Source organism: Arcticibacter tournemirensis, from assembly GCF_006716645.1.
Lineage (GTDB): Bacteria > Bacteroidota > Bacteroidia > Sphingobacteriales > Sphingobacteriaceae > Arcticibacter > Arcticibacter tournemirensis.
Genome location: NZ_VFPL01000001.1, coordinates 1704247 through 1729860, shown reverse-complemented (window position 1 = coordinate 1729860; position 25614 = coordinate 1704247). Strand labels below are relative to the sequence as shown.

General features: G+C 43.0%; 14 protein-coding genes and 2 tRNA genes. 2 read left to right on the top strand and 14 right to left on the bottom strand.

Features of this window, described 5'->3' with window-relative positions; genetic code table 11:
- Positions 1 to 74: 74 nt before the first annotated feature.
- Positions 75 to 182 (bottom strand) — tRNA-Asp (locus BDE36_RS23630).
- A 458-nt stretch (positions 183 to 640) separates the two neighbouring features.
- Positions 641 to 750: transfer RNA gene (locus BDE36_RS23625), tRNA-Asp, on the bottom strand.
- A gap of 378 nt (positions 751 to 1128) precedes the next feature.
- Here BDE36_RS23625 and BDE36_RS07370 point away from each other — a divergent pair.
- Positions 1129 to 2280 (top strand): tetratricopeptide repeat protein, encoded by a 1152-nt coding sequence (locus BDE36_RS07370; protein ID WP_141814357.1) that lies wholly within the window; start codon positions 1129 to 1131, stop codon positions 2278 to 2280.
- Here BDE36_RS07370 and BDE36_RS07365 read toward each other — a convergent pair whose 3' ends face one another.
- Positions 2281 to 2865: a riboflavin synthase gene (locus BDE36_RS07365; protein ID WP_141814356.1), complete on the bottom strand. Its 585-nt coding sequence runs from the start codon at positions 2863 to 2865 to the stop codon at positions 2281 to 2283.
- A 311-nt stretch (positions 2866 to 3176) separates the two neighbouring features.
- On the opposite strand from BDE36_RS07365, the gene rpoN reads away from it, so the two are divergent.
- A complete protein-coding gene (gene rpoN, locus BDE36_RS07360; protein ID WP_128769528.1) occupies positions 3177 to 4652 on the top strand; it encodes an RNA polymerase factor sigma-54 in 1476 nt (491 codons plus the stop codon).
- 107 nt (positions 4653 to 4759) lie between these two features.
- Here rpoN and BDE36_RS07355 read toward each other — a convergent pair whose 3' ends face one another.
- From BDE36_RS07355 to BDE36_RS07305, 11 genes are all read right to left on the bottom strand, one after another.
- Complete coding sequence (locus BDE36_RS07355) at positions 4760 to 7360, bottom strand: DUF4961 domain-containing protein (protein ID WP_141814355.1); 2601 nt, start codon at positions 7358 to 7360, stop codon at positions 4760 to 4762.
- Positions 7361 to 7444: 84 nt separating this feature from the next.
- The gene (locus BDE36_RS07350) at positions 7445 to 8797 is read right to left on the bottom strand and encodes an MFS transporter (RefSeq protein ID WP_141814354.1); all 1353 of its coding nucleotides are present in this window, start codon (positions 8795 to 8797) and stop codon (positions 7445 to 7447) included.
- Between the two features lie 79 nt (positions 8798 to 8876).
- Positions 8877 to 10739: an alpha-amylase family protein gene (locus tag BDE36_RS07345; protein ID WP_235904256.1), complete on the bottom strand. Its 1863-nt coding sequence runs from the start codon at positions 10737 to 10739 to the stop codon at positions 8877 to 8879.
- A 45-nt stretch (positions 10740 to 10784) separates the two neighbouring features.
- Entirely contained in the window at positions 10785 to 13115 is a 2331-nt protein-coding gene (locus BDE36_RS07340) for a glycoside hydrolase family 65 protein (protein WP_141814353.1), read from the bottom strand.
- Positions 13116 to 13132: 17 nt separating this feature from the next.
- Positions 13133 to 13783, bottom strand: coding sequence for a beta-phosphoglucomutase (pgmB, locus tag BDE36_RS07335; RefSeq protein WP_141814352.1), 651 nt, complete (start codon positions 13781 to 13783; stop codon positions 13133 to 13135).
- Position 13784: 1 nt separating this feature from the next.
- A complete protein-coding gene (locus BDE36_RS07330; RefSeq protein WP_235904255.1) occupies positions 13785 to 15701 on the bottom strand; it encodes a glycoside hydrolase family 13 protein in 1917 nt (638 codons plus the stop codon).
- A gap of 90 nt (positions 15702 to 15791) precedes the next feature.
- The gene (locus BDE36_RS07325; RefSeq protein ID WP_141814351.1) at positions 15792 to 16880 is read right to left on the bottom strand and encodes a SusE domain-containing protein; all 1089 of its coding nucleotides are present in this window, start codon (positions 16878 to 16880) and stop codon (positions 15792 to 15794) included.
- 15 nt (positions 16881 to 16895) lie between these two features.
- Entirely contained in the window at positions 16896 to 18482 is a 1587-nt protein-coding gene (locus BDE36_RS07320) for a RagB/SusD family nutrient uptake outer membrane protein (protein WP_141814350.1), read from the bottom strand.
- A 21-nt stretch (positions 18483 to 18503) separates the two neighbouring features.
- Positions 18504 to 21470 carry a SusC/RagA family TonB-linked outer membrane protein gene (locus BDE36_RS07315; protein ID WP_141814349.1) on the bottom strand — a complete coding sequence of 989 codons (2967 nt, stop codon included), beginning with the start codon at positions 21468 to 21470 and terminating at the stop codon, positions 18504 to 18506.
- A 350-nt stretch (positions 21471 to 21820) separates the two neighbouring features.
- A complete protein-coding gene (locus BDE36_RS07310) occupies positions 21821 to 22855 on the bottom strand; it encodes a LacI family DNA-binding transcriptional regulator (RefSeq protein WP_141814348.1) in 1035 nt (344 codons plus the stop codon).
- A 114-nt stretch (positions 22856 to 22969) separates the two neighbouring features.
- On the bottom strand, positions 22970 to 25438 hold the full coding sequence (locus BDE36_RS07305; protein WP_141814347.1) for a sensor histidine kinase: 2469 nt from the start codon (positions 25436 to 25438) through the stop codon (positions 22970 to 22972).
- Between the last annotated feature and the right edge of the window lie 176 nt (positions 25439 to 25614).

Genomic DNA, 25614 nt, shown 5'->3' with positions numbered 1-25614 from the left:
GGTCAAAAAAAATAAGCTCCCGATGGGCGAGAGCTCAAACTAACCAATTATAAACCTAAATTATATGAAAGGAGCTGTAGGAGAAGGAGTCGAACCTTCAGGGAGTAGTTAGCCGTTTCCGGATTCCCATAATCTCCGCCACCGAGACAAGGAGGTGTGTTTGCCTGTTCCACCATCCTACAGTATTGTTATTCTGTCTTTTTAAGAACTTAATGAAACAAAGATAATGCCTTAATATATAAATTGCAAATATTTTAAATAAAAATATTAAAACTTATCAATATATCAACAAAAACCCACAAAACATACGTATTTCCCATTGTTAAAATATATCCTTAATTAAAAGCCTTTAACAGTGTCGGCTTAATTAGCATACAAACGACCACTTTTTTTTAGTCTCAATTATTCCGCCAAGTTAGCTGTACTGGTCGCCGGAAATCCGGCTTTTTTATTTTGAGCAGTTTTAATATTCATGATCTTCAGCTGCAGAGCAAATAAAACATGAAGGAAATTTTCGTTATCCCGCCTTGATAGTATTTACAATATTTGAATAAAGCAATAAAAGGCTTGAAAAAAATAAAGCTCCCGATGGGCGAGAGCTCAAACTAACCAATTATAAACCTAAATTATATGAAAGGAGCTGTAGGGGAAGGAGTCGAACCTTCAAGGAGTGGTTAGGCCGTTTCCGGATTTCCCATAATCTCCGCCACCGAGACAAGGAGGTGTGTCTGCCAGTTTCACCACCCTACATTATTAACGTTGTCGTTTAAAGAACTTGTTGATACAAAGATAAAGGCAGTGGCAATATTTTGCAAATATTTTAAATAAAAAAGTTAATTTTTACCATATCGTTAATTATATCCCGTAAAAATATAATACTTAAAATATTCACCGGAGAAAAACTTCTATTATTAACATTTTTTCAATCACGACATTCGGCTGGCGTCTAAATCGGGCCGTCCTACTGAGAAAACTCAGTACCTATTCGTGGATTTTTACGTCTTGTGAACTCCCATAGACGTCTTTAGAATTAAGTTGGTTGCCCGGAAATACAACCCCTATACTTTTAAACTAAAAAACTCGTTATAGAACTACGAAATTAGTTGTTTAACCTCAAAACCCTTAGCCATGATTAAAATAATCCTTCCTACTTTGCTGATTGTACTCGCGATTAATACAAATGCACAAACCCCTGGAGCTCTTGATAATGAAAAGTTGCTGGATCTGATGCAGACCCAGAGATATCAAGAGGCTGCACTCTTTATAAAATCAGTGTATCACGATGATGTGAGCGATGTTAAAGCCCTGTCCAGGCTGGCCTACTGCAATTACATGGCTGGAAACTTAGCCGAAGCTGAAAGAAATTATACTGCACTTTATGATAAAGACACCCTTAATAATACACTACTATCAAACCTGGCGAATGTTCAGCTAAAAAGGGGAAATTACCATCAAGCTACATACTATCTTAAAAAGCTAGTGCTCCGCGACACGCTCAACTTTACCGTTTATAAACAGTTGGGGCAGATAGGTGAAATTACGGGTGATAGTAACACGGTTGGCTATCTAAGTCGCGCCAACCATCTCAATAGTTACGATGCCGATGTCGCTTATGATCTGGCTAATCTATATATTCAAACGAAACAGTTTGGGAAAGCTGACACAGTATTAAGCAATGCAATTAAGGCAGACACCACCAATCTGTTATTAATCCGTACAAAAGCGAAACTGGCCTACTCGCGCGACAGCTGGACCGAACTGGTTCAACTCTGCACCAAACTTATAAAAGCAGGCGACGGATCGATGATCGTCATTAACTGGCTCGGTGAGGGATATTACTACATCAAACAATATAAAAAATGTATAGAGACATTTCAGTCTATCGAAAAATTAGGTTTAGAAAAAGAAAGCTCGCTATACTTTACGGCCAAGAGCTATAAGAATCTGAATGATCACAGCAACGCCGTAAAATATTTCAGAAAGACTATCCAATCGTCTATTTCTCCAAATGTAGGTAACTACTACACAGAGGCAGGTGATTCGCAGGAAAAACTTAAACAGGCCACAGGCGCTCTGAATTCTTACCTTAAAAGCCTGCAGTTTGAAGAAAATGCGTTCACCTATTATATGATTGCTAACCTTTACGACCAGGCACTTAAAAACAAACAGAAGGCTGCGATCTATTTCAGGAAATTTTTAAAAACAGCGGTGTCGCAGAACGCAAAACAAAGGCCCTACATTGTTTATGCAGAGACACGACTAAGGGAAATAACCAAATAGCTACTTACGAAACAATTTAGCTACGTATTTTCCGATGATATCAAATTCAAGATTTACGACATCGTTCAACTTCACATTTTTGAAGTTGGTATGCTCGTGAGTGTAAGGGATAATGGCAACCGAAAAGTGGTCATCATTTGAATTAACAACCGTCAGGCTAACTCCGTTAACAGTAATTGAGCCTTTCTCGACAGTTATGTTGCCGTAAGAAGGATCGTAGCTGAATGTGTAGAACCAGCTTCCATCCATTTCTTTAACACTGGTACAAACAGCAGTCTGATCTACATGTCCCTGAACGATATGGCCGTCGAGGCGGCCATTCATCTGCATACAACGTTCAAGGTTCACAAGGTCGCCTGCCACCAGAGTATTGAGATTGGTTTTTGAAAGCGTTTCCTCTATTGCGGTAACAGTATGCGTGTTATCGCCTATTGCCACAACAGTAAGGCAGACACCGTTGTGAGCTACCGACTGATCAATTTTCAATTCGTTTGAAATAGCGGAACAGACTGTAATATGGAGATTTCCGCCTTCTTTCTGCAGTTCAACTACTTCACCCGCAGCTTCGATAATACCTGTAAACATGATACGAATCTACGGGAATTTGACGAGATTCGGATATCATAAACAGGTCACCGTTCCCATTGTCGCTATACCTACGCTTAACTCCCGGCTGTCAATAGCCGACTTTCGGCTTTCAGTTTTGACCTTTGACCTTTTGGCTTTCATCTATCACCCCTCAGCTTTCAACTTTCAACTTTGAGCTTTCAACTTACTTTAAACTTTTAACTTCCAAACAAACCTAGTTTCTTAAATTCTGTTACAACAACATTACAGAGTTTAAAAACGGGTTCTACGCCATATAAATTATAATATGTAATTTTGGCACAATATTTATGCTAAGACAAAACTTACAACAGAAACTTCTTCAGAAGCTGTCTCCTCAGCAGATACAGTTTATTAAGCTATTGCAGGTGCCAACGGTTGCGCTCGATGCCCGTATTAAGGAGGAGCTTGAAGAGAATCCAGCGCTTGAAGATCTTAGCCTTACGAATCTGAACGAACCTATTGAACAATATCCTGATAAAGATCCTGACGATACAAATTATGATAAAGAAGAAAGTCATGATGAACCCGATGAGTTCAATATAGACGACTATCTTCAGGAAGATAACCTCAACGACTATGGCTCCAAATATGATCATAATGGGGACGACGACGAGGAACGTAAAGAAATACCAATTGCTGTGCAAAGTTCTTTTTATGAGAATCTCCAGCAACAATTAGATCTTATCCCGCTTTCTGATAAAGATTTCCAGATAGGACAACAACTGATCGGAAGCCTTGACGATGATGGATATTTACGGCGTTCTATCACATCTTTAATAGACGACCTTGCTTTTTCGCAGAATATTTTCGCAGAAGAAGAAGAGGTGGAGGAGATGCTGAAAGTAATACAGTCTTTTGAACCTGCAGGCATTGGCGCGCGCGATTTACAGGAATGTCTTCTTATTCAGCTCAGAAAGAAAGATCAGACTAATCCGATTATTCTGAAAGCGATTAAAATTGTCGAACAGTATCTTGATGAGTTCACAAGAAAGCATTATGAAAAGCTTGAACGGGCATTGAATATCAGCTCCGAAGAACTTCGCGAGATCGTAAATGAGATCTTAAAACTTAATCCTAAGCCGGGCGATTCGAGTGAGGTAAACACAAAACAGCTTCAGGTCATCCCCGACTTTCACATCTCAAACAATGACGGCTTTCTTATCTTGACGCTCAATTCGCAGAATGCACCCGAGCTAAAGGTAAGCCGGTCTTACCAGGAAATGTTTGAACACTACGATAAGGCTTCACAGAAAGATAAAAAGCTCAAAGAAGCTGTACAATTCGTAAAGCAGAAACTCGACTCGGCAAAATGGTTTATCGACGCCATCAAGCAGCGACAACAGACGCTTTTGAAGACGATGAATGCAATTATGCATTACCAGTACGATTACTTCCTTACCGGCGACGAAAGAAATCTACGCCCCATGATCCTGAAGGATATCGCCGACAAGATCGGGATGGACATCTCTACCGTTTCACGGGTGGCAAATTCAAAATATGTACAAACGGAATTTGGCACCTTCCTGCTGAAATCTTTCTTTTCTGAAGCCATACAGACGGAGAGCGGAGAAGAGGTATCGAATAAAGAAGTGAAGAAGATCCTCGAAGAATGTATAGGCAATGAAGATAAGCGTCATCCCCTGGCTGATGAGAAACTAGCAGAAATACTTAAAGAAAAAGGATATAACATCGCCCGACGCACCGTTGCCAAATACCGTGAAGCTATGAATATCCCGGTAGCCCGGCTGAGGAAAGAGCTGTAAGGGAGTCGAGATGATGCTAAAAGGTGAAAGCCAATAGCTAATAACCAACAGCCAACAGCTATTAAAAGCAAGAAGAGCGTCGTTTTTGAACGACGCCCTTCTTGCTTTTAATAAAGCGGCGTGCTGCTATAAATGTGATATTCGCCGGGAGCGAGCGTTGAAGAATAACTCGAACCTGAAACACTAATCGTTTGGTCTGAAAGGCAGTCGTACCAGTTTCCCCCTATCGGAAGGTCAATACTTGCCTGCTTAGAGACCACATCAAAATTTCCTACTACAAATACATTCGCAGTCGGACTTTTCAGTACAATATACTTCACACCCGAATTCAGGCTGTACTGGAAGTTTGTGCTTGAAAACACTGCATTGCTCTTTTTTAGCTTTATCAGTTTAGAATAAACACTGTATAATTCTTTTCTTCCCGAATTACTCTTGTACTCCCAGTGGATTGGCTTCTCCCCTGTCCGCCCGTTCTGTTCAATAGACACATCATAGCCCAGCTCTCCAAATTGCCAGATCATCTTCGGACCAGGTACTGCAAGTAAGAAAGCGGCTGCCAGTTGCTGTCTCTTCAGAGCTGTATTAAGATTTTTTATACTATATGTTCCAGAGACATTTCCATACTGAAGATTTTTATACATTAAACGTTCTTCATCATGGCTCTCCATATAAGTAACGAGATTGTAGGGCTGGGTAAAACTATGCCGGTCGTAAAACGCCCGCGAGAAATCCGAATTTGCTACGTACCCCATGGTAGCCTCATTGAAATTATAATTGAGGTTATTCCACAAAAGCATCCCCGCATCCGATAGTTCTTTCTCCTCCGCATCCGCAGCAAAATGTTCCAGAATTACGTAAAAATCAGGGTCAATAGATTTTATAAACGTATTATATTCTTTCCATATCTGCACGCGGCTGCCATCGTAGGCGCTCCAGGCGTTTACAGAAGCATCGGATGTACCGGAGTTCTTCTGGGTAAAACCCTTTGAAAGATCAAACCGGAAGCCATCTACCTTATACTCTTTCATCCAGAACTCTATCACGTTCTTTACGAAATGTTTTGTCGCTGCACTCTCGTGATTGAAGTCGTAACCAACATTAAAGGGATGTGTAGGATTGGCATTAAACCAGGGACTATTAGCAGAGGGCTTACCAGTTGCATTATCGAAATAGAGCTGCACCATAGGCGACTGACCAAACGAGTGATTCAGCACCATGTCAAGAATTACAGCGATCCCCCGCGTATGACACTCATCGATAAACGCCTGAAGGGCCACCTTGGTTCCATAATACTTATCAGCAGCGAAGTAGAAAGAGGTATTGTAACCCCAGCTTGAATTGCCTTCAAACTCGTTTACAGGCATCAGCTCAATGGCATTTACCCCCAGACGCGAAAGATAATTTAAAGTATCCTTCAGTGTACTGTAATTACCCGAACTTAGAAAATCACGGAGATGTAACTCGTAAATAACAAGATCTTTCTTCTGCGGCCTGTTAAAGTTTGTGGTTCTCCACGAATAGCTTGCAGGAGTACCCTGCATTACGCTCACGATCCCAGTTGTCTTTCCAGTAGGATAAGCCTTTAGGCCGGGGTACGTGGAAGCCGGGATATAAGAATCATTCTGAGGATCGAGCACCTTTTCGCAATAAGGATCGGCAACCTTTAACATTCCGTCTACCCAAAACTGATATGCATATTCAGTTTGCGGATTAAGGTTATCTACCTGGATCCACCACCGGTTGCCATCGGGCGTACGTTTCATAAAGTAAGCGGCATCTGCTTTCCATTCATTAAAGTCGCCTATCAGATAGGCAAACTGTTTCCCCGGTGCATAAAGACTGACGATAGCTGACCGCCCGCCATTTATAAAGGTAACGCCATCCCTGGCGCCTGCAGGAAGGTTAGCTTCCTGCACAGTTCCATTCACAGCAAGTGTAAAGGAGGCTTCAGCTGTTGCACTTCCATCTGCAGCTCTCACTTTTACTAGTTGCGACCCGGTACCGCTTATACTTACTTTTCCGCTGATGGAGGTAGTATTTGCAGCAGTAGCAAAGCTGGTTCCATTGAGAGTTAAAGTAAGATCGGCAGCTTTAGAAGAAACCGCTGTCACGCTTAGCTCTTGTCCAAGCATTTGTATCTTAACCGCCGGCTCGGGAGTAAACAATGGCTCAAACTCGGGAGTTATAAAGCGAACGGCCAGCTTCCCCGCTTCCGTAAGCGGCAGATAAATATCGCTGTTATCTTTATTTCTGGCGACCCGGCTTCCATCAGTATTCCTGAAAACCATCACCACCTTCAAGATCTTCTCGCTGGGCGGAACGTTGAAAAATGAACGTGGGGTGAGTGTGATCTTGAAAATATTATTGCCGGCAGGAGTCATTTTTGAAGCAGGATCAGCAGTATTGAAAGAGCTGCTCTTCACATATTTCCAGTCGCCGGGGCCTGTACTCTTGTCGGTTATCAAACCAGCATAAATATAGACATCCCCGGAGATACCTTTTAGCCCCTCATTGCCTTTAGAGGCATCAAGCGTGATTGTGAGAGCTTCATCTCCCGAAGGAAAATAAGGAGCGAAAGTCATCAGTCCCGCCTCCGTTCCTGCCGGTATTTCTGTTCCCGGGATTTCAGGATCCTCGGCAGGGTTTCTCTTCTTGCACGCTGAGATAATTAGCAATGGTAAAAGGAAGAGTACGATAATTTTTTTCATAGCAGTTCATTTAAGCTAAAGCATCAGCTTTAGCCGGATTATCAATCGGTTAGTAATAAATATCTTTAGCGGTTTGCGCTTCTCCTATTTCTTCAGCTTTTTCCCATCCTGTACATACAATACTGAAACAGCGCCGAGAATCATCAGGATACCACCCAGCACCAGGGCATAAATCGCCTGTCCATGAAACAGCTGTTTCACCATAATACCCCCGAAAAACCCGTTCACAATCTGTGGAAAGGTGATAAAGAAGTTAAAGATGCCCATATAAACACCCATCTTGCGAGCCGGAATAGAGCCGGATAATATCGCGTAAGGCATAGCCAGAATACTACCCCATGCCAAACCGATGCCGACCATGGAAAAGATGAGCATTTTAGGATCCTGAATGAAGTAAATGGACAAAAGTCCTAAACCACCAGCCGTGAGTGAAAATGCGTGGGCTATCTTGCGGCTGGTCATACGTGATATAGCAGGCAGCAACAAAGCGTAGCCTGCCGATACCGCATTGTAAATGCCGAATAGAATCCCCACCCAATTGGCGGCGTCGGCAAAACGAACAGATGACGTATCACCGGGGGCAACTTTATAAATATGCTCGGCAACCGCTGGCGTCGTAAACACCCACATGGAAAATAAGGCAAACCAGGAGAAAAACTGTACCAACCCAAGTTGACGCATTGTAACCGGCATCTTCGAAAAGTCGGTGAAAATAGACAGAATTCCCTTTTTCTCATCAGCGTCTGCGTCCCCTTCTTCCGGATGAAACTGCAAACGTTCTTCGGGTGAATACTCTTTTGTCGTTATAACGGTCCACAATAGCGTTGCCACCAGCACAGCCGCTCCTACATAAAAGGAATAAACCACATTTTCGGGAACGTGCCCCGGCTCCGCTATTTTGGAAACTCCACAGTATTCTGAAAAGATATAAGGAAGCCATGATCCTAGAACTGCACCTGCGCCGATCAGGAACGTCTGAACGGAAAACCCTACGCTACGCTGCGAGTCTGGAAGATTATCCGCCACAAGCGCGCGAAAAGGCTCCATTGCTACATTAAACGAAGCGTCCATCAGCATTAATAAACCAGCACCGACGAGTATGGGAGGCAGCAAATAGGCAAGGAAAGCCGAGTTAGGCATAAATATCAATGCAAGGGCGGCAAGCAGCGCTCCGCTAAGGAAATACGGGCGTCGCCGGCCCAGCCTGTTCCATGTGCGATCACTGTAATGCCCAATAATCGGCTGAACAATCATCCCTGTAATAGGGGCTGCCAACCAAAAGAGAGACAGGTGTTCTACATCGGCACCAAAGGTTTGCAAAATTCTTGAGGCGTTCCCATTCTGGAGAGCAAAACCAAACTGGATTCCAAAAAAGCCAAAGCTCATATTCCATATTTGCCAGAAAGAGAGCCGCGGCTTCTCAATAATATTGTTCATATATTGGTTGTAAGTTATACGTTTTAAGTTGTAAGTAGTAAGTTCTACGATATAAGTAAAATGAAGTTTTAATTCTTCATCAAAAACTCAGGATCTCTGCCTGCGAAGGGCCAACCTTTACCGGCACTCCAGCTTTTAGATCCTTTATAGTATAAGAACTGCCGCTTAGAACACCATTCACAATAAGAGGCTTGCCTGAGTTTGTCTTTATCTTTTGCAACAACGAATCAGGAAGATAAATCGTGGTGTTCAATTCTTTTTTCCTGTCAAAATTAGCTACTACAAGTACCCGCTCCTTTGCTGTATACCGAATGAAAGCATATGCTTTTTTACTCCAGCCCTTCTCCCCTTTGAGCTCCAAAAAACTACCCTTTGTTATCGCGGGACTAGCAGCACTGAACTTCAATAGCGTTGAATAGAACTCTCTTAGTTTTTTCTGGTCGGGCGATAAAAGTGCGCCATCAAAAGCTCCGCCGTTCATCCATTTCTGATGTTCGGGCACTCCCCAGTAATCAAAAATAGAAGTACGGTTATCTTCGCCGCCAAAGCCCTCTATGCCTTTACCAGGCTCACCTACTTCCTGACCGAAATAAATCATCACCGGGCCTCCGGATAAAGTAGCCGATATCACCATGGCAGGCACCGCAGGCCATGGATTTCCGGCAAAACCAGCCGAAGCTATACGCTCTTCGTCATGATTTTCGAGAAAGCGCAGCATCCTGGATGAAAAGCCCTTACTCTCGACGTTGCAAACATGGCTGATATCTTTCACGTCGGCTTTTGCCTCATTTCTTATCAATCTCTTCAGAGCATCGTATAAGCCGACCTTATCGTAGAGATAATCAAACTTACCAACGCTGAGATATTTCTTATACTCTTTGGGATTATAGGCCTCTGCGATAAACAAGATCTCCGGATGATCCTTCTTTACCTGGGGGATTACCCAGTTCCAAAACTGCACAGGAACCATCTCTGCTACATCGCATCTGAACCCGTCTACTTTCTTCCCGGCCCAAAAAAGCAGGATATCCCTCATCTTTGTCCATACCGGCGGAATGGGATCGAACTGTGCCTTTTCTCCATTCTGATAATCCACGCCGTAATTGAGTTTAATAGTTTCAGACCAGTCGCCTAGTCCGGGGCTTGCAGAAAAAACATTATTTCCTGTTGCTTTTGCGGGCGTTTCACTAAACTTTCCGTCTTTCAACGGACTTTTAAATTCATCGCCTCCCGCATTTGTGCCCTTGGGGACGACAAACGACTTACCCGGTATGTAGTAAAAATCGTTCCGCGGATCAAACACTTTGCTCTTATCGTCATCCGCACCAAAATCACGAATCCCATTAGGTTTTGCGTCTGAGTTATATGTGCGGGCAACATGATTCGGTACAAAGTCAATAATCACCTTCATCTCCTTCTTATGCGTCCTTTCTACCAATTTCTCAAATTCAGCCATTCTGTTTTTCACATTAACAGCCAGATCAGGATCCACGTCGTAATAGTCTTTTATAGCATAAGGAGATCCGGCGCGGCCTTTTACAATATCCGGATCATCGGGCTTTATCCCAAAAGAGGAATAATCCGTCATAGTAGCATGCTCAATTACCCCTGTGTACCATACATGGGATATCCCAAGCTTCTTTAACTCATCCAGCGCCTTATCTGTAATATCTTCAAATTTACCAGTCCCGTTTTCATCCTTCGAGCCGTAAAGCTTATTGGTCGTGTTCTTATTACCAAACAGGCGAACCATCATCTGATAAATAACAATCTTATCCTTCCTGATGGTATCAGCGGACCTCTGATTTGATGCCATACTTTCCTTGTGTTTAGATTGACCACCACAGGCAGTCAAAAATAGTGCAGCAAAGAAAAATATAAGTGCCCGCATGCCCGAAAAGGACGAATTTGTACAACGGATAACAGAAACCGGCTTTTTCATATTTAAAAATATTGTCCTCTTTTTACGCTGTTGATGTTCTTTAGTTCAGACATTTCCCGCAACGGGCTTATACTCTGCGCGCACCTCTCCTCCTCCGTTTACTTCATATGGCTTATCGAAGACACAAACCGTTAATGGCTTTTCAGACTGGTTACTCAATGTTACATATTCGCGCTCAATCCTAACATTCAAAATAGCTCCGCGAAATAGAATATTAAATGAAAATGAACTCCACTTTGCAGGAAGAAAAGGATTAAAATGAAGGGCATCATTGCGTACTCTCATGCCCGCAAAGCCTTCAACAACACTCATCCAGGTACCAGCCATAGACGTAATGTGCAATCCATCCTCTGTATCGTTATTATAATCGTCGAGATCCAGCCTTGACGTACGGAGGTAAAACTCGTATGCCCGTTGCTCATCCCCTAGTTTAGCGGCAAGTATCGCATGAACACAGGGAGACAGAGAACTTTCGTGCACCGTCCGTGGCTCGTAGAAGTCAAAATTTCTGCGTATGGTAGCCTCGTCATACCGTTCTTCAAAAAAGTATATACCCTGCAGTACATCAGCCTGTTTAATAAATACAGATCGCAGAATGCGGTCCCAGCTCCATTTCTGATTCAGCGGTCGTTCCGCTTCATTCAGATCCTTTACCAGCGTTTGTTCCTTGTCGAGGTAACCGTCCTGCTGAAGGAACACACCCAGCTCCTTGCTCTCCGGAAAATACATATTATCAATAATATGCTTCCAGGCAGAGGTTTCTTCATGTTCGTTAAGGTGCAGTTTTGAAACGAGGGATCGGTATTTCTCCGCGTTGCTTTCCCGTACATAGCCCATCGCCTCTATAGCATACTCCATACACCAGCATGCAATGGTGCTGGTATACCAGTTGTTATTCACATTATTCTCATACTCATTCGGCCCCGTAACTCCCAGCATAACGTACTGGTTCCGGTCGGAGCTCCAGTTTACCCGCTGGCGCCAGAAGCGTGCAATACCAATCAGCACTTCCAGTCCATAGTCTGTTAGGTATTCCTTATCGCCTGTATAGCGGATATAATTGAAAATCGCGTACGCTATAGCTCCGTTGCGGTGAATCTCCTCGAACGTTATCTCCCATTCGTTGTGGCACTCCTCACCGTTCATGGTAACCATGGGATAAAGAGCCGCACCATTAGTAAAACCTAACTTTGCTGCATTCTCAATAGCCTTTTCCAGATGTTTATATCTATAGATCAACAGGTTTCGCGTAACATCAGGAGGAGCTGTAGCGAGATAAAAAGGCACGCAATAAGCCTCAGTATCCCAGTAAGTAGAACCACCATACTTCTCGCCTGTAAACCCTTTTGGCCCAATATTGAGCCGTGCATCCTCACCGGTATAAGTTTGATTGAGCTGAAAGATATTAAAACGGATTCCCTGCTGCGCTGCCGCATCGCCCTCTATCACTATATCACTTTCCTGCCATTTCAGGGCCCAGGCCGCCGCCTGCTCAACGAGCATTTTATCGAAGCCTTTGGCTGCGATTCTACGAAGCGTCTTCTGGCATTCATCTCTTAAGATTTCAACAGGGTAGTTTTCAGATGAAAGGTTAGCTACATATTTACGTACTGTAATCTCCTTACCCTCTACACCGTTAACCTCTACTTCATGAGCAACGTACTTATTACGGCTGAATGGTTGAGAGGGATAGTCGCCTTGTCCGTCGGCAGAAACCACGCTGAACATCATACCGGTGCATACATTAAATCCTGTTTTTTTAGTACGCATTACCAGCAGGGCGCTTTTATCACCAGTTTCCTGATGAACTTCATCCCAGAACTTTTCGTCATAATTCGAGTCTGCATTTTTCACATCTCCGTCGACAAAAGGAGTGATAGTTACCACATCACTAAAGTTCAGGGGGGTTACAGAGTAAAATATAGCCCCGGTTTCATCATCTACAATACTGCAAAAACGCCTGGAATGAACTTTCACCTCCCTTCCTCCTGAAAGCTCTGCGATAAACGAACGCTCCAGGTAGCCCTCCTTCATGTGAAGTATCCGGCTGAATTCTTTTACCTTACATGTATTGAGATCAAGAGTCTCATTGCCAATCCGGATGTCGATTCCTATCCAGTTTGCCGCATTAAGCACTTTTGCAAAGTATTCAGGATAGCCATTTTTCCACCAGCCTACCCTGGTCTTATCGGGATAGTAAACTCCGGCGACATAGTTTCCCTGCAACGTTTCGCCTGTATATTTTTCCTCAAAATTGGCTCTCTGCCCCATGCGGCCATTGCCAATGCTGAAGATACTTTCTGATATCTTATTCACATGTGGATCAAACCCTTCCTCTATGATTTTCCACTCATCAACTTTTATGTAATTCTTCATGTAAAACTTATCTCACCTCATAAATTATCAAGCTGTTCCACACTCATTTCAAAGAGTCCCCTGACAACAAGATCAGCTTTGTTCAATATCTCAGCGGACCCGATACCAACAGCCTTCATACCTCCGGCTTTTGCCGCTTCAATGCCTGCCACGGCATCCTCAAAAACCACACAGTTTTCCGGCCGTACTCCGAGGGCCTCGGCCCCCTTTAAAAAGATCTCAGGATCGGGTTTTGAAGTGGTCACCGAGTTCCCGTCCAACACTGCATCAAAAAGTGACAAGAGCCCTGTTTTTTCAAGGATCAGTCCCGAATTCTTACTCGCCGACCCAAGTGCCGTTTTTAATCCTGCGGCTTTCACTTTTCTGAGAAACTCAGCTGCACCAGGTAAAATATCTTCCGGATCCATGCTGCTTACCATTTCTACATACCAATCATTCTTTCGTGTTGCCAGTTCTGATCTCTCTTCTTCAGATTTTACAACACCTCCCCATTCGAGGATAAGTTCAAGAGACCTGACACGGCTGATCCCCTTAAGTTTCTCGTTTTCTTCTTCTGTAAAATCGAACCCCAGTTCGTTCGCCAGGCGTTTCCAGGCGCGATAATGATACACAGCGGTATCCACGATGACCCCGTCGAGATCAAATAAACAAGCTTTTATTTCGGACATATTATTTCTTTAACTCGAGTACCAATGTGGTTTTAGCGGGAACTTTTATAGTTTGCAGAGCCCCAATGTTCTCCTGCGAAATTACATTCACAGCACTGCTGTAACCCGACACCCGTTCAGTGAACCTTGCGGTATTGACACTTCCTTCTTTGTCGTTACTGTTCATGATAATCATCACAGTTTTATCATCATTGTATCTGAAATACACATATATGCCATTTTCAGGTACGTATTGCATAAGCTTACCAGTCTGAAGCACCGGATTATTTCTACGGTAATTTGCCAGGGTGCGGACAAAATTGTAAGCTTCGTTCTCCTTCTCAGAACGGCCTTCTGCTTTAAACTTGTTCACCTTGTCTTCCGTCCAACCGCCCTTAAAATCTTCACGTACTAGACCATCAGGATTGGAAAAATTCTTCATCAGAATTTCGGTACCATAATACATCTGCGGAATTCCCCTGGTGGTGAGCAGCCATGCGATGCCCGATTTATACTTATTGAAATCTTCTCCAACGACCGAATAAAAACGGCTCAAATCGTGATTATCAAGAAAAACAACATTTCTCGTCGGATCCTGATAAACAAAGTCACTGGCAATAGTAGTATAGAGTTTTGTAATGCCTTCATCCCATCCAAACTTTCCGTTTAAAGCTTCATTTATGCCCCACAGACATTGAAAGTCGGTTACTCCCGGAAGTTCCGTATCGAAGCCCCGGTTTATAGTATTTCCTTGTGTAAAAAATGCCTGATTAGGTACGCCGTGCACCCATGTCTCGGCAAAGAAGGTGAAGCGCGGATATTCTCTTTTAATTTCTTTTGCCCATTCTGCCATAAACTCAGCATCATTATAAGCGTATGTATCCAGGCGGAAGCCATCCAGTCCGGCATACTCAATCCACCAGATATGACTTTGTGTAAAGTACTTCCTTACAAATGGGTTTGCCTGATTCATATCCGGCATATGATTATCAAACCAGCCGTCGGTCATCAGTTTCTTTTCTGATTCGGCAGCATAAGGGTCAAACAAAACCTGATCCCGGAAAGAAGACTTCGTATAAGAAGGCCACTGATGAACCCAATCCCTGGAAGGCATGTCTTTTATAATCCAGTGCTGACTTCCAAGATGGTTATGGACAAGGTCTTTGATCATTTTCATTCCCCTTGAATGACATTCGTCTACCAGCTTTTTGTAGAGTTCATTCGATCCGTAGCGACGATCGATCTTATAATTTTCGGTATTTGCGTAACCGTGATAAGAAGTGCGCGGCTGATCATTCTCCAGCACAGGGTTAAGCCATAAGGCCGTAACGCCAAGATCCTGGAAATAATCGAGGTGATCAATGATACCCTGAATATCGCCGCCATGGCGGTAATACATCGAGTCCCTGTTTAGAGCAGTTTCCTGCATTCCCTTAACAACATCGTTTTTCTTATCCCCGTTAGCAAAGCGGTCGGGCATGATGAGATAAATAAAATCTTTATTCGTTACGCCCTGAATCCTGTTTGGAGATGTATCGCGCGCCTTTAACTCATACTTGTATGATAATCTTTTTGCACCTTTCTTCTCAAAATTAAGTGTAAAGATTCCGGGAGCTGTCTCCGGGGCGATCAGAAGATCAACAAACAGATAATTCGGATTTTCAACCTTGTGCACCTTTGCCAGTTTCACACCGGCATAACTCAGATTCACTTCCCGTTCCGAAATATTCTTCCCGTGAACCACCAATTGTAATTCAGGATTCTTCATCCCGGCCCACCAGAAGGAAGGTTCTACCCGCTCGAGTGAGGGAATTTGAGCGAAAACAACTGTAGAGAATAGCAAACTAAAAAAGAAGAATAGAAACATTGTAGTACTACCTGCTTTTACAGACTTGCTTCTCACAGCTTTACCGTTATTTTTGAGAGGACTTAATTTCATTTGTGATTTCTCGTTGATCGCATTTGTAGGATTTAGTCTATACAAAAAGCAGTGCAGGCAGAACATGCCGTGCCTGCATTGCCTTTGTCACTATTCTTTAACGAACACGTAATGTCCGGTGATATCATCGAAGTACACCTGGTAAGTGCCGGCGGGTACCGTCAGATTCTCACCGCCAGCTACTCCCTTTCCGCGCAATTCAGTTTCATGGCCTTTTGCAGGTCCCCAGTTGACGCTCCAGCCTGATGCTATTCTGAATTTCAAGCCTGTACTGGCTCCGAATGTCTGTTTAGAATGCCAGAAATGCGGATTGAATGATGAACTACTCATTGGCGCTATATCTGACCATGAATTAAAATCGCCAATCGTTCCGATGGAGCTATATGAAGTAGTTGCCGATGCGTCAAAAGGAGTGATCGAAAAGACATTGTTACGAATGTTTAAGATCACAGTATAGTAGCCGTCGGCAGGCACGCTAAACGAGCCCGGATCAGGATCTGCATCTTTTGCCCTGAATGCAACACCACCCTGTGCATTTGCGCCCCACTGAGGTGCCCACTTTCCGGAAATACCGAGAAACTTCAGGTTTCCGGCTTTAAAACGCCCGGTGAATGTGTAGATAAAGGCATCGTTGTCATCTCTGAACATCGCTGTTCCTTTAGCATTATCCCAGCCTCCTTCAGTAGCGTCACCAACCATAAAGATCACCTGATACTCCGGCTCTGATAAGTAGGGAGTGATATTCACTGTGGCTGTATTTGAAGTAACAGCCGCTATTTCCGCAGATATCTCACCGCTTACTCTCACTTCCATTTCTCCGGCTGTAAAAGCAGCCAATCCGATTTCAGCAGCAATTGCATTCATTTCAGCTACAGTATATCCCTTACGCTGTACATTGCTTAGATAAACTGTTTTAGCGGGTGTAAAATTGGTTCCCTTTTTTGCAAATTGTATCGAATAACTTACGGCAGCACTGTAACCGAAATCGGGTTTTGTCCACGAAAAGACCACAGCCGTATCGTTCTTTTGTGCTTCTGTCAGAACCTGTTTGCTCTGAGTTACCGTTAGCTGAGGAGAAGTTCCTCCTGTAGCTACTACCTTGGTTTCGTCTTTCTCACAGGAGACAAACAGCAGCGACGCAGCAAGGAATAAAAATAATCTATTAAATATCGCTTTCATGTCTTTCAGATTTTATTAATAACCGGGGTTTTGAGTAAGATTCGTGTTAGCGATGACATCACTGATCGGTAATGGGTATAGCGCTTTATGAGCTTCAAGACCTCTTCCGCTAGCTACGCCTCCCTTAAATGGCCATAAGTAGGAATCAGATGTATATTTACCATATCTTATAAGATCCGTGCGTCTGAATCCTTCCCAGTATAATTCTCTTCCTCTTTCATTGAGAATATCGTCAACGGTAAAGGAACTAAGGTTTCCGGATGCATCCCCATAAGCTCTCTGACGGAGCAAATTAAGATAGCCCAGTGCAGTAGCTGTGCTTCCTGAACCACCTCTGGCTACTGCTTCAGCGTAAACCAGATACATCTCAGCAAGACGGAATAATGGGAAGTCTGTAGAACAATAGGTACCACCTACTGATGCCGGGGTTGCGCCGGTTGAGGTGAGGTTTGTAAACTTCACAACTGCCAGTCCCTGTTTGAATACCGAAATATCGGTGATATTCGGAGTATCGCCCCAGAACATCGCTCTCTTATCCTTGGTATTCTTATAGTCGCCAAATAAGTTTGGAAGGTTCGGACGACTGCGGTTACCGCCCCATCCGCCATTAGGAATACCAAATCCAGCCGGCCCCATATCTCCGTTTACTGCCGCATTGATGAGGTAAGTAGTTCCGCCATAATTCTGGGTTTTAACCCCATCATAATTGATGGAAAGAATTACCTCAGGATTATTCTTATCATTATCCCCTTTAAACAGATTTGCGTACACAGGATGTAATGAATAACGACCTGAAGAAATAACCTTTGCAGCATACTGTGCAGCCTCATTGTATTTGATTGTACCAGTATAAACCCCTGCATTAAGATATAATCTCGCTAATAATGCCCAATCAGCAGCCTTTGTAACACGACCATATTCGTTGGTTTCTTTCAGTAAAGGCTCAATAGCTAATAATTCAGATTCAACGTATTCAAACAGTTTTGCACGGGTGATCTGCTGTGGCGATTCTTTTCCTACTTTGTTTTCCTCTGTTATAAAAGGAGGATTTCCGAAAAGATCCATCAACAGCCAGTATTGAAATGCACGGATAAAACGAGCTTCGGCTGCAAAATATTTAATCTCCTGGGCGTCATTTCCGCTAATCCCTCTCGAGGCAACCTTTGCGTCGGTACTCTCTCTTAGAAACTCATTGACCACAGATATTTGATATAGACTACGGGCATACATACCCAATATCAATACATTCGATGGCACATAGCTGTTATAATCCAGACCCTGGATACCACCACCGGCATCACCAATCCATGCGCAAGCAGCTTCATCAGTAGGCAACTCCTGCAAGTTCCAATACCCTCTTAAGAAATCCGCAAATCCGGGATCCTGCCCAGCAACATCACTGGTATTCGTTCCAGTGTTACTTGGTGTTGCATAACTTCCATATACTTTAGCAACTCCGCTTCTGTATCCGTTAAAATCTGCATATGCCTTATCGCCTGTTATATCGTTCGTAGGCGTTAGATCTAAATCCTTCTTGCAGGAACTGAAGGCCAGCAACAACACCGTTGCCATAGCCAATATTTTATAATTACGATTGATCATTTTTAATTCCTTTCAATATTTTTAGAAACCAACATTAAGTCCCAGTACATAGGTCCTTGGTCTTGGATAAAACTTGTAATCTATACCCTTATTATTCTCCGGATCAACACCTTCGTAATCTGATATTACAAACACGTTCTGCACGTTCGCTGATATGGTCAGATTCATCTTACCATTTCTAGCGATATTACCTGCATCATAAGCGAGCCCCAGATTATCCATTTTGAGGAATGAAGCGTTCTTTACATAATAGTCCGAATAGTATTGATTAGCCGAGAACCCTGTGTTCAGGAAATCTCTTACTACATTGTTCACAACGCCCGAAGTAGCATCCAGGATCACTGTCCTAGAAGAAAGATTTGAGCTTACGTTGTCATAAATATAGTTTCCAATATTCGATCTCAGCACCGTGCTAAGCGTCCATTTGCGTAACGACACAGATGTCGAAAAACCAAGGCTGTACTTCGGAAGAGGTGACTTATAAAAATATTTATCGGCCTCCGTAATGGTTCCGTCACCATCCAGATCAGCATAAACCCCACTCAAAGGTTTTCCACTTTCGTCGTACACTTGTTTCCATACATAATATGAGAAAGGAGAACGGTTGAGAGCATGTGCCTGGATCTTGTTGCCGGTAGAGCCGGTTATATCTCCTACCGAAACCATATAATCGGGATTGTAAGAGGCTGTAAGATTGGTCACTTTCGTCTTATTATAGGTAAAGTTAAAGCCCAGGTCCCATGAAAAGTCCTTTTTCAATATAGGCTTCGCGTTAATGGCTAGCTCTACTCCATCTGCTTCCATATTTCCAACATTTGTCAGCAGCTGATTGCTAAAATTAGATCCGATAGGAATAGGAATTACACTTAGAAGATCCTTTGTTTTCTTTCTATAAACGTCGATGCTACCATTGATACGTCCGTTCAGGAAACCGTAATCGATACCAGCGTTATAGGTTTCTGTTGTTTCCCACTTAATATCCTCATCATAAGCAACCGGCGCATTCATGTAATAATAGGTATCGCCAATCTGATACATAGCCTCATTATTACTTACTGAGTAATTTGACAGGTAGGAATAATTAGCAATACCTTCCTGCTGCCCGGTAACGCCATAGCTTAAACGCAATTTCAGATCTGATAATGCATTTGTGCCTTTCAGGAAGCCTTCTTCATTAATTCTCCATGTGAAAGCGGCTGAAGGAAATACCCCCCAACGGTTGTCTTCGCTGAACCGTGAAGAACCATCGGTACGGACAGTTCCTGAGAAGATATACCGGTTATTTAAGGTATATATTAAACGTCCGTAATAGGACAACAGTCTGTTTTCAGGAATGTCAAACGGAAACTTCGGAGTACTTTTAACCGTTTTTCCGTCAGCCTCGTAGCTTGCAAAATTGTAATTCTTGGTACGGTTAGCATAGTAGCCGTAACCTGCAGTCGCATTGATATTGCTATTTATTGAAGAGATATCCTTATTATAATTCAGATAAGCTTCCACTACGTTATTAGAAATGGTCGATTTATACCGATTGTAGTTCCCCCTGGTGCTAAAGCTGATAGCAGCCTCTGCTGGAATATATACAATACCTTTGCCTCTTGACACATCATAACCCACGTTCACATTGGCGTGTAACTCGGGAAGAAAATGGAAAGAATAATCTAGTTGCAGATTGCCAAAACTACGCATTGTATTACCACTGTCATCTTTCAACCTAACCGCACCGACAGGGTTTCTGGGAGCATTCGGATTTAAGGTACCATCCGGCCTTAACCATTCAAAATAGCCTCCATAAGTACTGTTTGCACTGTTTACAGCCCAGGTGGGGTTAAACTGAACAGCACCGGAAATTGCATCCTGATTGGCAAACTGCGAGATTGCCAGGGAATTCTTAACATTAAAATCCACCTTCAGATGGTTATCAAGGAAGCGGGGATTGAGGCTAAGACCAGCGGTTCCCCTTTCTAATTTATCGGTAATCAGCGTACCATTTTGATTCAGATACCCAAAAGAAACGCGGTAAGGCATATTCTTCGATGTACCTGATATACTTAAGTTATTATCAGTAGTCGCTGCATTTCTGAAGACCTCGTCCTGCCAGTCCGTATTCGCTGTTCCCAGCAAAGCCTTGAGCGCATCCGAACCGTTTGCGTTTACGTATGTTCTCACTTCATCTGCTGTTAGAACATCCACTTTCTTTGCAACAGTAGCTATTGAATTCTGACTACTGAAGTTTATCGAGGGAGCTCCACTCTTCCCTTTTTTGGTGGTAATTAAAATAACACCATTCGATGCACGTGATCCATAAATTGCTGTTGCGTTTGCGTCTTTCAGTACAGTAAATGTCTCAATGTCGTTAGGATTGATCATTGCCAGAGGGTTACTAACACCAGGAATAGTGGCGTTGCTTACAGGCACCCCGTCTATCACGATCAAAGGATCATTGCTGGCATTTAAAGACGCTCCACCTCTGATACGGATGGTACTTCCACTACCAGGCTGTCCGCCATTGGTTGTAACCTGCACCCCTGCTACCTTACCTACTATAAGCTGTTCAGGTGTCGTTATATTACCTTTTTGAAAATCCTTCGAACTTACTGTGGAAATAGATCCGGTAACTTCTTTCCTTCTTTGTGTACCGTACCCAATTACAACCACCTCAGTGAGGTTCTGAGCATTGGGCACCAGCTTCAAAGCCACCCTCTTTTCTCCGTTTACCGTCACCTGTGTTTCCAAAACCTGGTATCCGATAAAACTAACGGTGAGGACATAACTACCATTAGCCACGGCATTCAACCTAAACACTCCTTTTTCATCAGTAGAGGTTCCCCTGTTAATATTCTTGATACTAACTGACGCGCCCGGAAGGGGCTGCCCCTTTTCGTCTACTACTTGTCCACTGATACTTCCGGTCTGGGAAAACCCCTGGATCGAAAACAGGACGAGACTGAGCAGAAGAAACACGCTCTTCATGTAATGTTTTTTCATTTAATTTTATTTTAAGTTCAACATATGTGGTTAGTCACACTAATGCTTAATACTTTGTAAAGTTAATCGGGAACGTTCCCGAAAAAAAGAAAAACGGCAATAAGTTTTCCACAAAAATTACCAAGCATCCGCACTGATACTAAGTGTACAGTTTACACACAGCATGTAAAATTCATAACATATTGAAAATCATTAATTTGAAAAAAGAGGTAAATCGATTAAGCAAATTTAACCCCGCAATCACATTTACGGGAACGATACCGAAACAGTTGTTAATAAATGTTGAAAACTAAATAAATAGTACAACCTGCAACTCCAGATTTCAGACAAATAAAGTGTATTTGCTGAATTTATTTTAACCCTAAAGTGGACTGTCTGATTACAAGATCCGATTGGAGAACAACCTGTTCTGATACATTTTCGTCGTTATTCCCAGTTCGTTCTTCTATCATTCCGAGCTGCCTGAAAAGAATTTTTGCGGCCTCCACGCCCATGTCATAAGCAGGTTGAGTTATTGTGGATAAGGGTGGGTTCAGCAGGGAAGCTATTTCGAGACTGGAAAAACAAATGATCTTAATGTCATCACCTATTTTAAGGTTCATATTATGACACACATAATAACTTGCAATCGCCAATCTCTCCACAGAAGCAAATACACCATCCGGTTTAATTACTCTGAAAACGCCTTCAAGTATATCGATATTATGAATCAGCTCATTACTGCAATCAATCACCAGATTTTCTACAAACGGTAATCCCGCAGATTCCAACGCATCCTTATACCCCTGCATTCTCATCTTTCCTATGGAGAGGTTTTTATTCACAACGAGATACACTATTCGTGTACAGCCTTTGTCAATTAAGTGTTTTGTAGCAGCAAAGCTGCTATCATAATCGTTGGTAGACACTTTAGAAGCATTTATGTCATCATACATGCGATCAAAAAACACCAGAGGAATGCTCTTTTTCCGAAACTTGTGCATGTAGCTGTGATCATTTGCTTCGCCGGTAACTGACATTATAATCCCGTCTACCCTGCCATTGTGCAACTGGGAGATAAAAGCAACCTCCCGATCAAAATCATCATTCGTTAGGTATATCTGCACATGGTAACCATTATCTCTCGCAACCCTTTCGATTCCGTTAATCGCCCGTGAGAAAAAATTATTGGCTATCTCGGGCACGATAACCGCGATCGTCCGACTCTTTTTATCCCGCAAATTACTAGCCATGTGATTGGGCTGGTAATTAAGCTCCCGGGCCATAGCAAGAATCTTCTCTTTAGTTTCTTTATTAATATCACTATGCCCCCGGAATGCCCTGGACACTGTAGATGTCGAAAGATTGAGTTTTTCGGCTAATTGTTTGATATTAATGGAATCCATTTAACAGTAATGATTAACACTTCTTATGCGAGGTTACCGCTAAAAACGACTGTAAACTTATACAAAATTTTTGTACGACAAGTACATTTACAATCTAATATCATTTTTTTATAATTAGTCACTTAATCTGTCCAGCCACTGTTCTGCTTCTGATATATCTGTAAAAAACTCTGTAGTAAAATTACCATTAACCATCTCTATGCTTTTTCGTGCAGCCAGCTCACTGAAAGTACTCGAAGAAAGTATCCATGCAAGAAATTTCAGTCCTGCGGCTTCCATCGTAGGAAACCATTCAAAGGCAAGCCAGTCAGATGCTTCGGACCAATTGCCTTCTACAAGGCGATTATCATTTAGAACTGAAGAGCAGTTATTCGCTTTCAGAAATCTAAGTATCACCATACAGCCGTGCTTCACCGACTCAAGATCCTGGAAGCCTGTCCACTCCACCTCGACGCGCGATTTCTCTCTATTATATCGAATATTAAGCTGCGGGTCTTTATAGTACATTCCGTTATCTATCACCTGGGGCACTTCCTCCCCAGGCATGTTGACAGGAATACGAAAATAAAATATAGATCCCTTGCCCGGCTCGCTTTCAATCCAAAAACTCCCATTATGGCGTTTAAGAATTTCTGAAGAAATATAAAGTCCCAATCCCAGCCCCTGGTACTTCATGGCGGTATTCTCTACGCGGTAAAACCGGTCGAACAGCTTGTTTATGTGTTCCCGCTCTATTCCTATCCCGAAATCCTGCACGCTTACGATGACGTTATTTTGTCTGACTTCTGATCTTATAATAACTCTGTCTGAATTTGGTGAGTACTTCACGGCATTCGTAAGAAAATTATTAATGACCTGTTCTATGCGCAACCTGTCGCCACTAACAACAGCATCCTCTGAACTTTCAAGTATAATGTGATGCTTCGGCGAGGTGTGTTGCACACTTTCTATGCTTTCCTTAAGTAATAAATTGAAGTCAAAAGGCTCCAGATTATATACCATTTTCCCGGCATTAATCTTAGATACATCAAGCAAGTCTGAGATAAGCTTCTCCAGCCGGTTAACCTGGTCTGAGGCCTTATTAACAAAAACAAGGGCTCTCTCCTGTGAGTTAAGTACTCTTTGGCATAACTGAATATAAGCCTTTACACTTGTCACCGGAGTTTTTAACTCGTGACTGGCAATGCTGAGAAACTCATCCTTTTGCTTCATCAACTCGGCAAGGTATTCTGCATTGTTCTGAGCCTGCTTTCTGGCAGTCACTAAATCGGTTATCTCATGTGCAACTGTTATAATACCCTCAACCAACCCGTTGCTATTCACCAGAGGTTCGTATACAAAATTCACAAAAAGATTCTCCAGATGTCCGTTACGGATTAAATCAACCTGGTATTCTCCCGCCGAAAACCTCCTTCCTGTTGAGTATACTTCTTTTAGTATTTCTTCAATAGGTGTCCCAACCACCTCTGGCAACACTTCGAATAAGGGAAAACCCACAATGTCTGCCGTCCTTCCCCAGATCTCTAAAACACGTTCATTAGCTACCTCCACGATAAAATCCGGTCCCCGAAGCAATGCTATTGCAACAGGTGCATGAACAAAGAGGCTACGCAGTTGCCTGACAGAGTGCGCGCGTTCCTTTTGGGCCCTTACGTTCGTTATAGCAGACGAAATATGCGCAGCGATCGTCTGTAAAAAAACCTGATAGTCATTGTCAAAGGGGCGATTCGGACTAATTCCCGCCAGGAAAAACCCACAAATCTCGCCAGACGATAGTTTTAGTGGCAATAGTTTAGCCTTACTGCAAGCCAGTGGCCACACTTTTTCACTCCGCTCAATGGACATAATTTGCCGCATGTCAACGAGTGGAGCATCTCCCTTTGCCACAACCTCTTCAAAAGGTAATACCATATTATCTCCTGCGACTTCCACACCATGCCAAACAGCGGGAACAGGCATATCCCCCTGCTTTGCAAACAAGATGAAACACGGAATATCATGCGGCAGCTTCTTTATTTCGTTTCCCGCTTTCGAAAAGACAGACTCCTCTGAATTTTCTATATAAACGCTGTTAAATAGATTATGAAGCAAAGCAGTACGTCGTTCTGAAAGGATATGAGCGGTTGTCTCAAGACCTGCATTAAATACACCTGCAACATTTCCATCTTCACCACGTATCGGACTGAAATCATAATCATAATATGTTTCCTCCACGTAGTCAGCCCGCTCCATAAACAAAAGTTCGCTTTTAGAATGTGTAGAAACTCCGTCCCTTAATACACTTTGAAACATGGCTCCTATTCTGGGCCAAAGTTCAGGCCATACTTCTTTTGCGGTACGACCCAGAGCCCAGGGATGCTTCTGCGCCGGTATTACGCTCCAGGCATCGTTATAGATAAGGGAAAGCTCCTCACCCCAATAAATGCAAACAGGGAAACTAGCGCCTAAACATATACTCACAGCCGAACGAAGACTTTGAGGCCATATTGATATGTCCCCCAATGAAGTTTCCGACCAATCCTTATTCCGTATAAGCCCCCCCATACTCCCACCTCCGCGTAGAAAACTATATTCTTCTCCCATAAATAAAGGTTCTAATTTATGAAAAAAGCAGCATCTTTTACTTTTCAATTACTAAGCCCAAACTAGCGTTCGGTTTGCAATCAACAACTAAATATTCTAGCCCTATCTTCTGTTTCCATTTTGCTATTACTGGCCTGCTAACATCTTCATTACGGCGGTAATAACCAAATACGTCA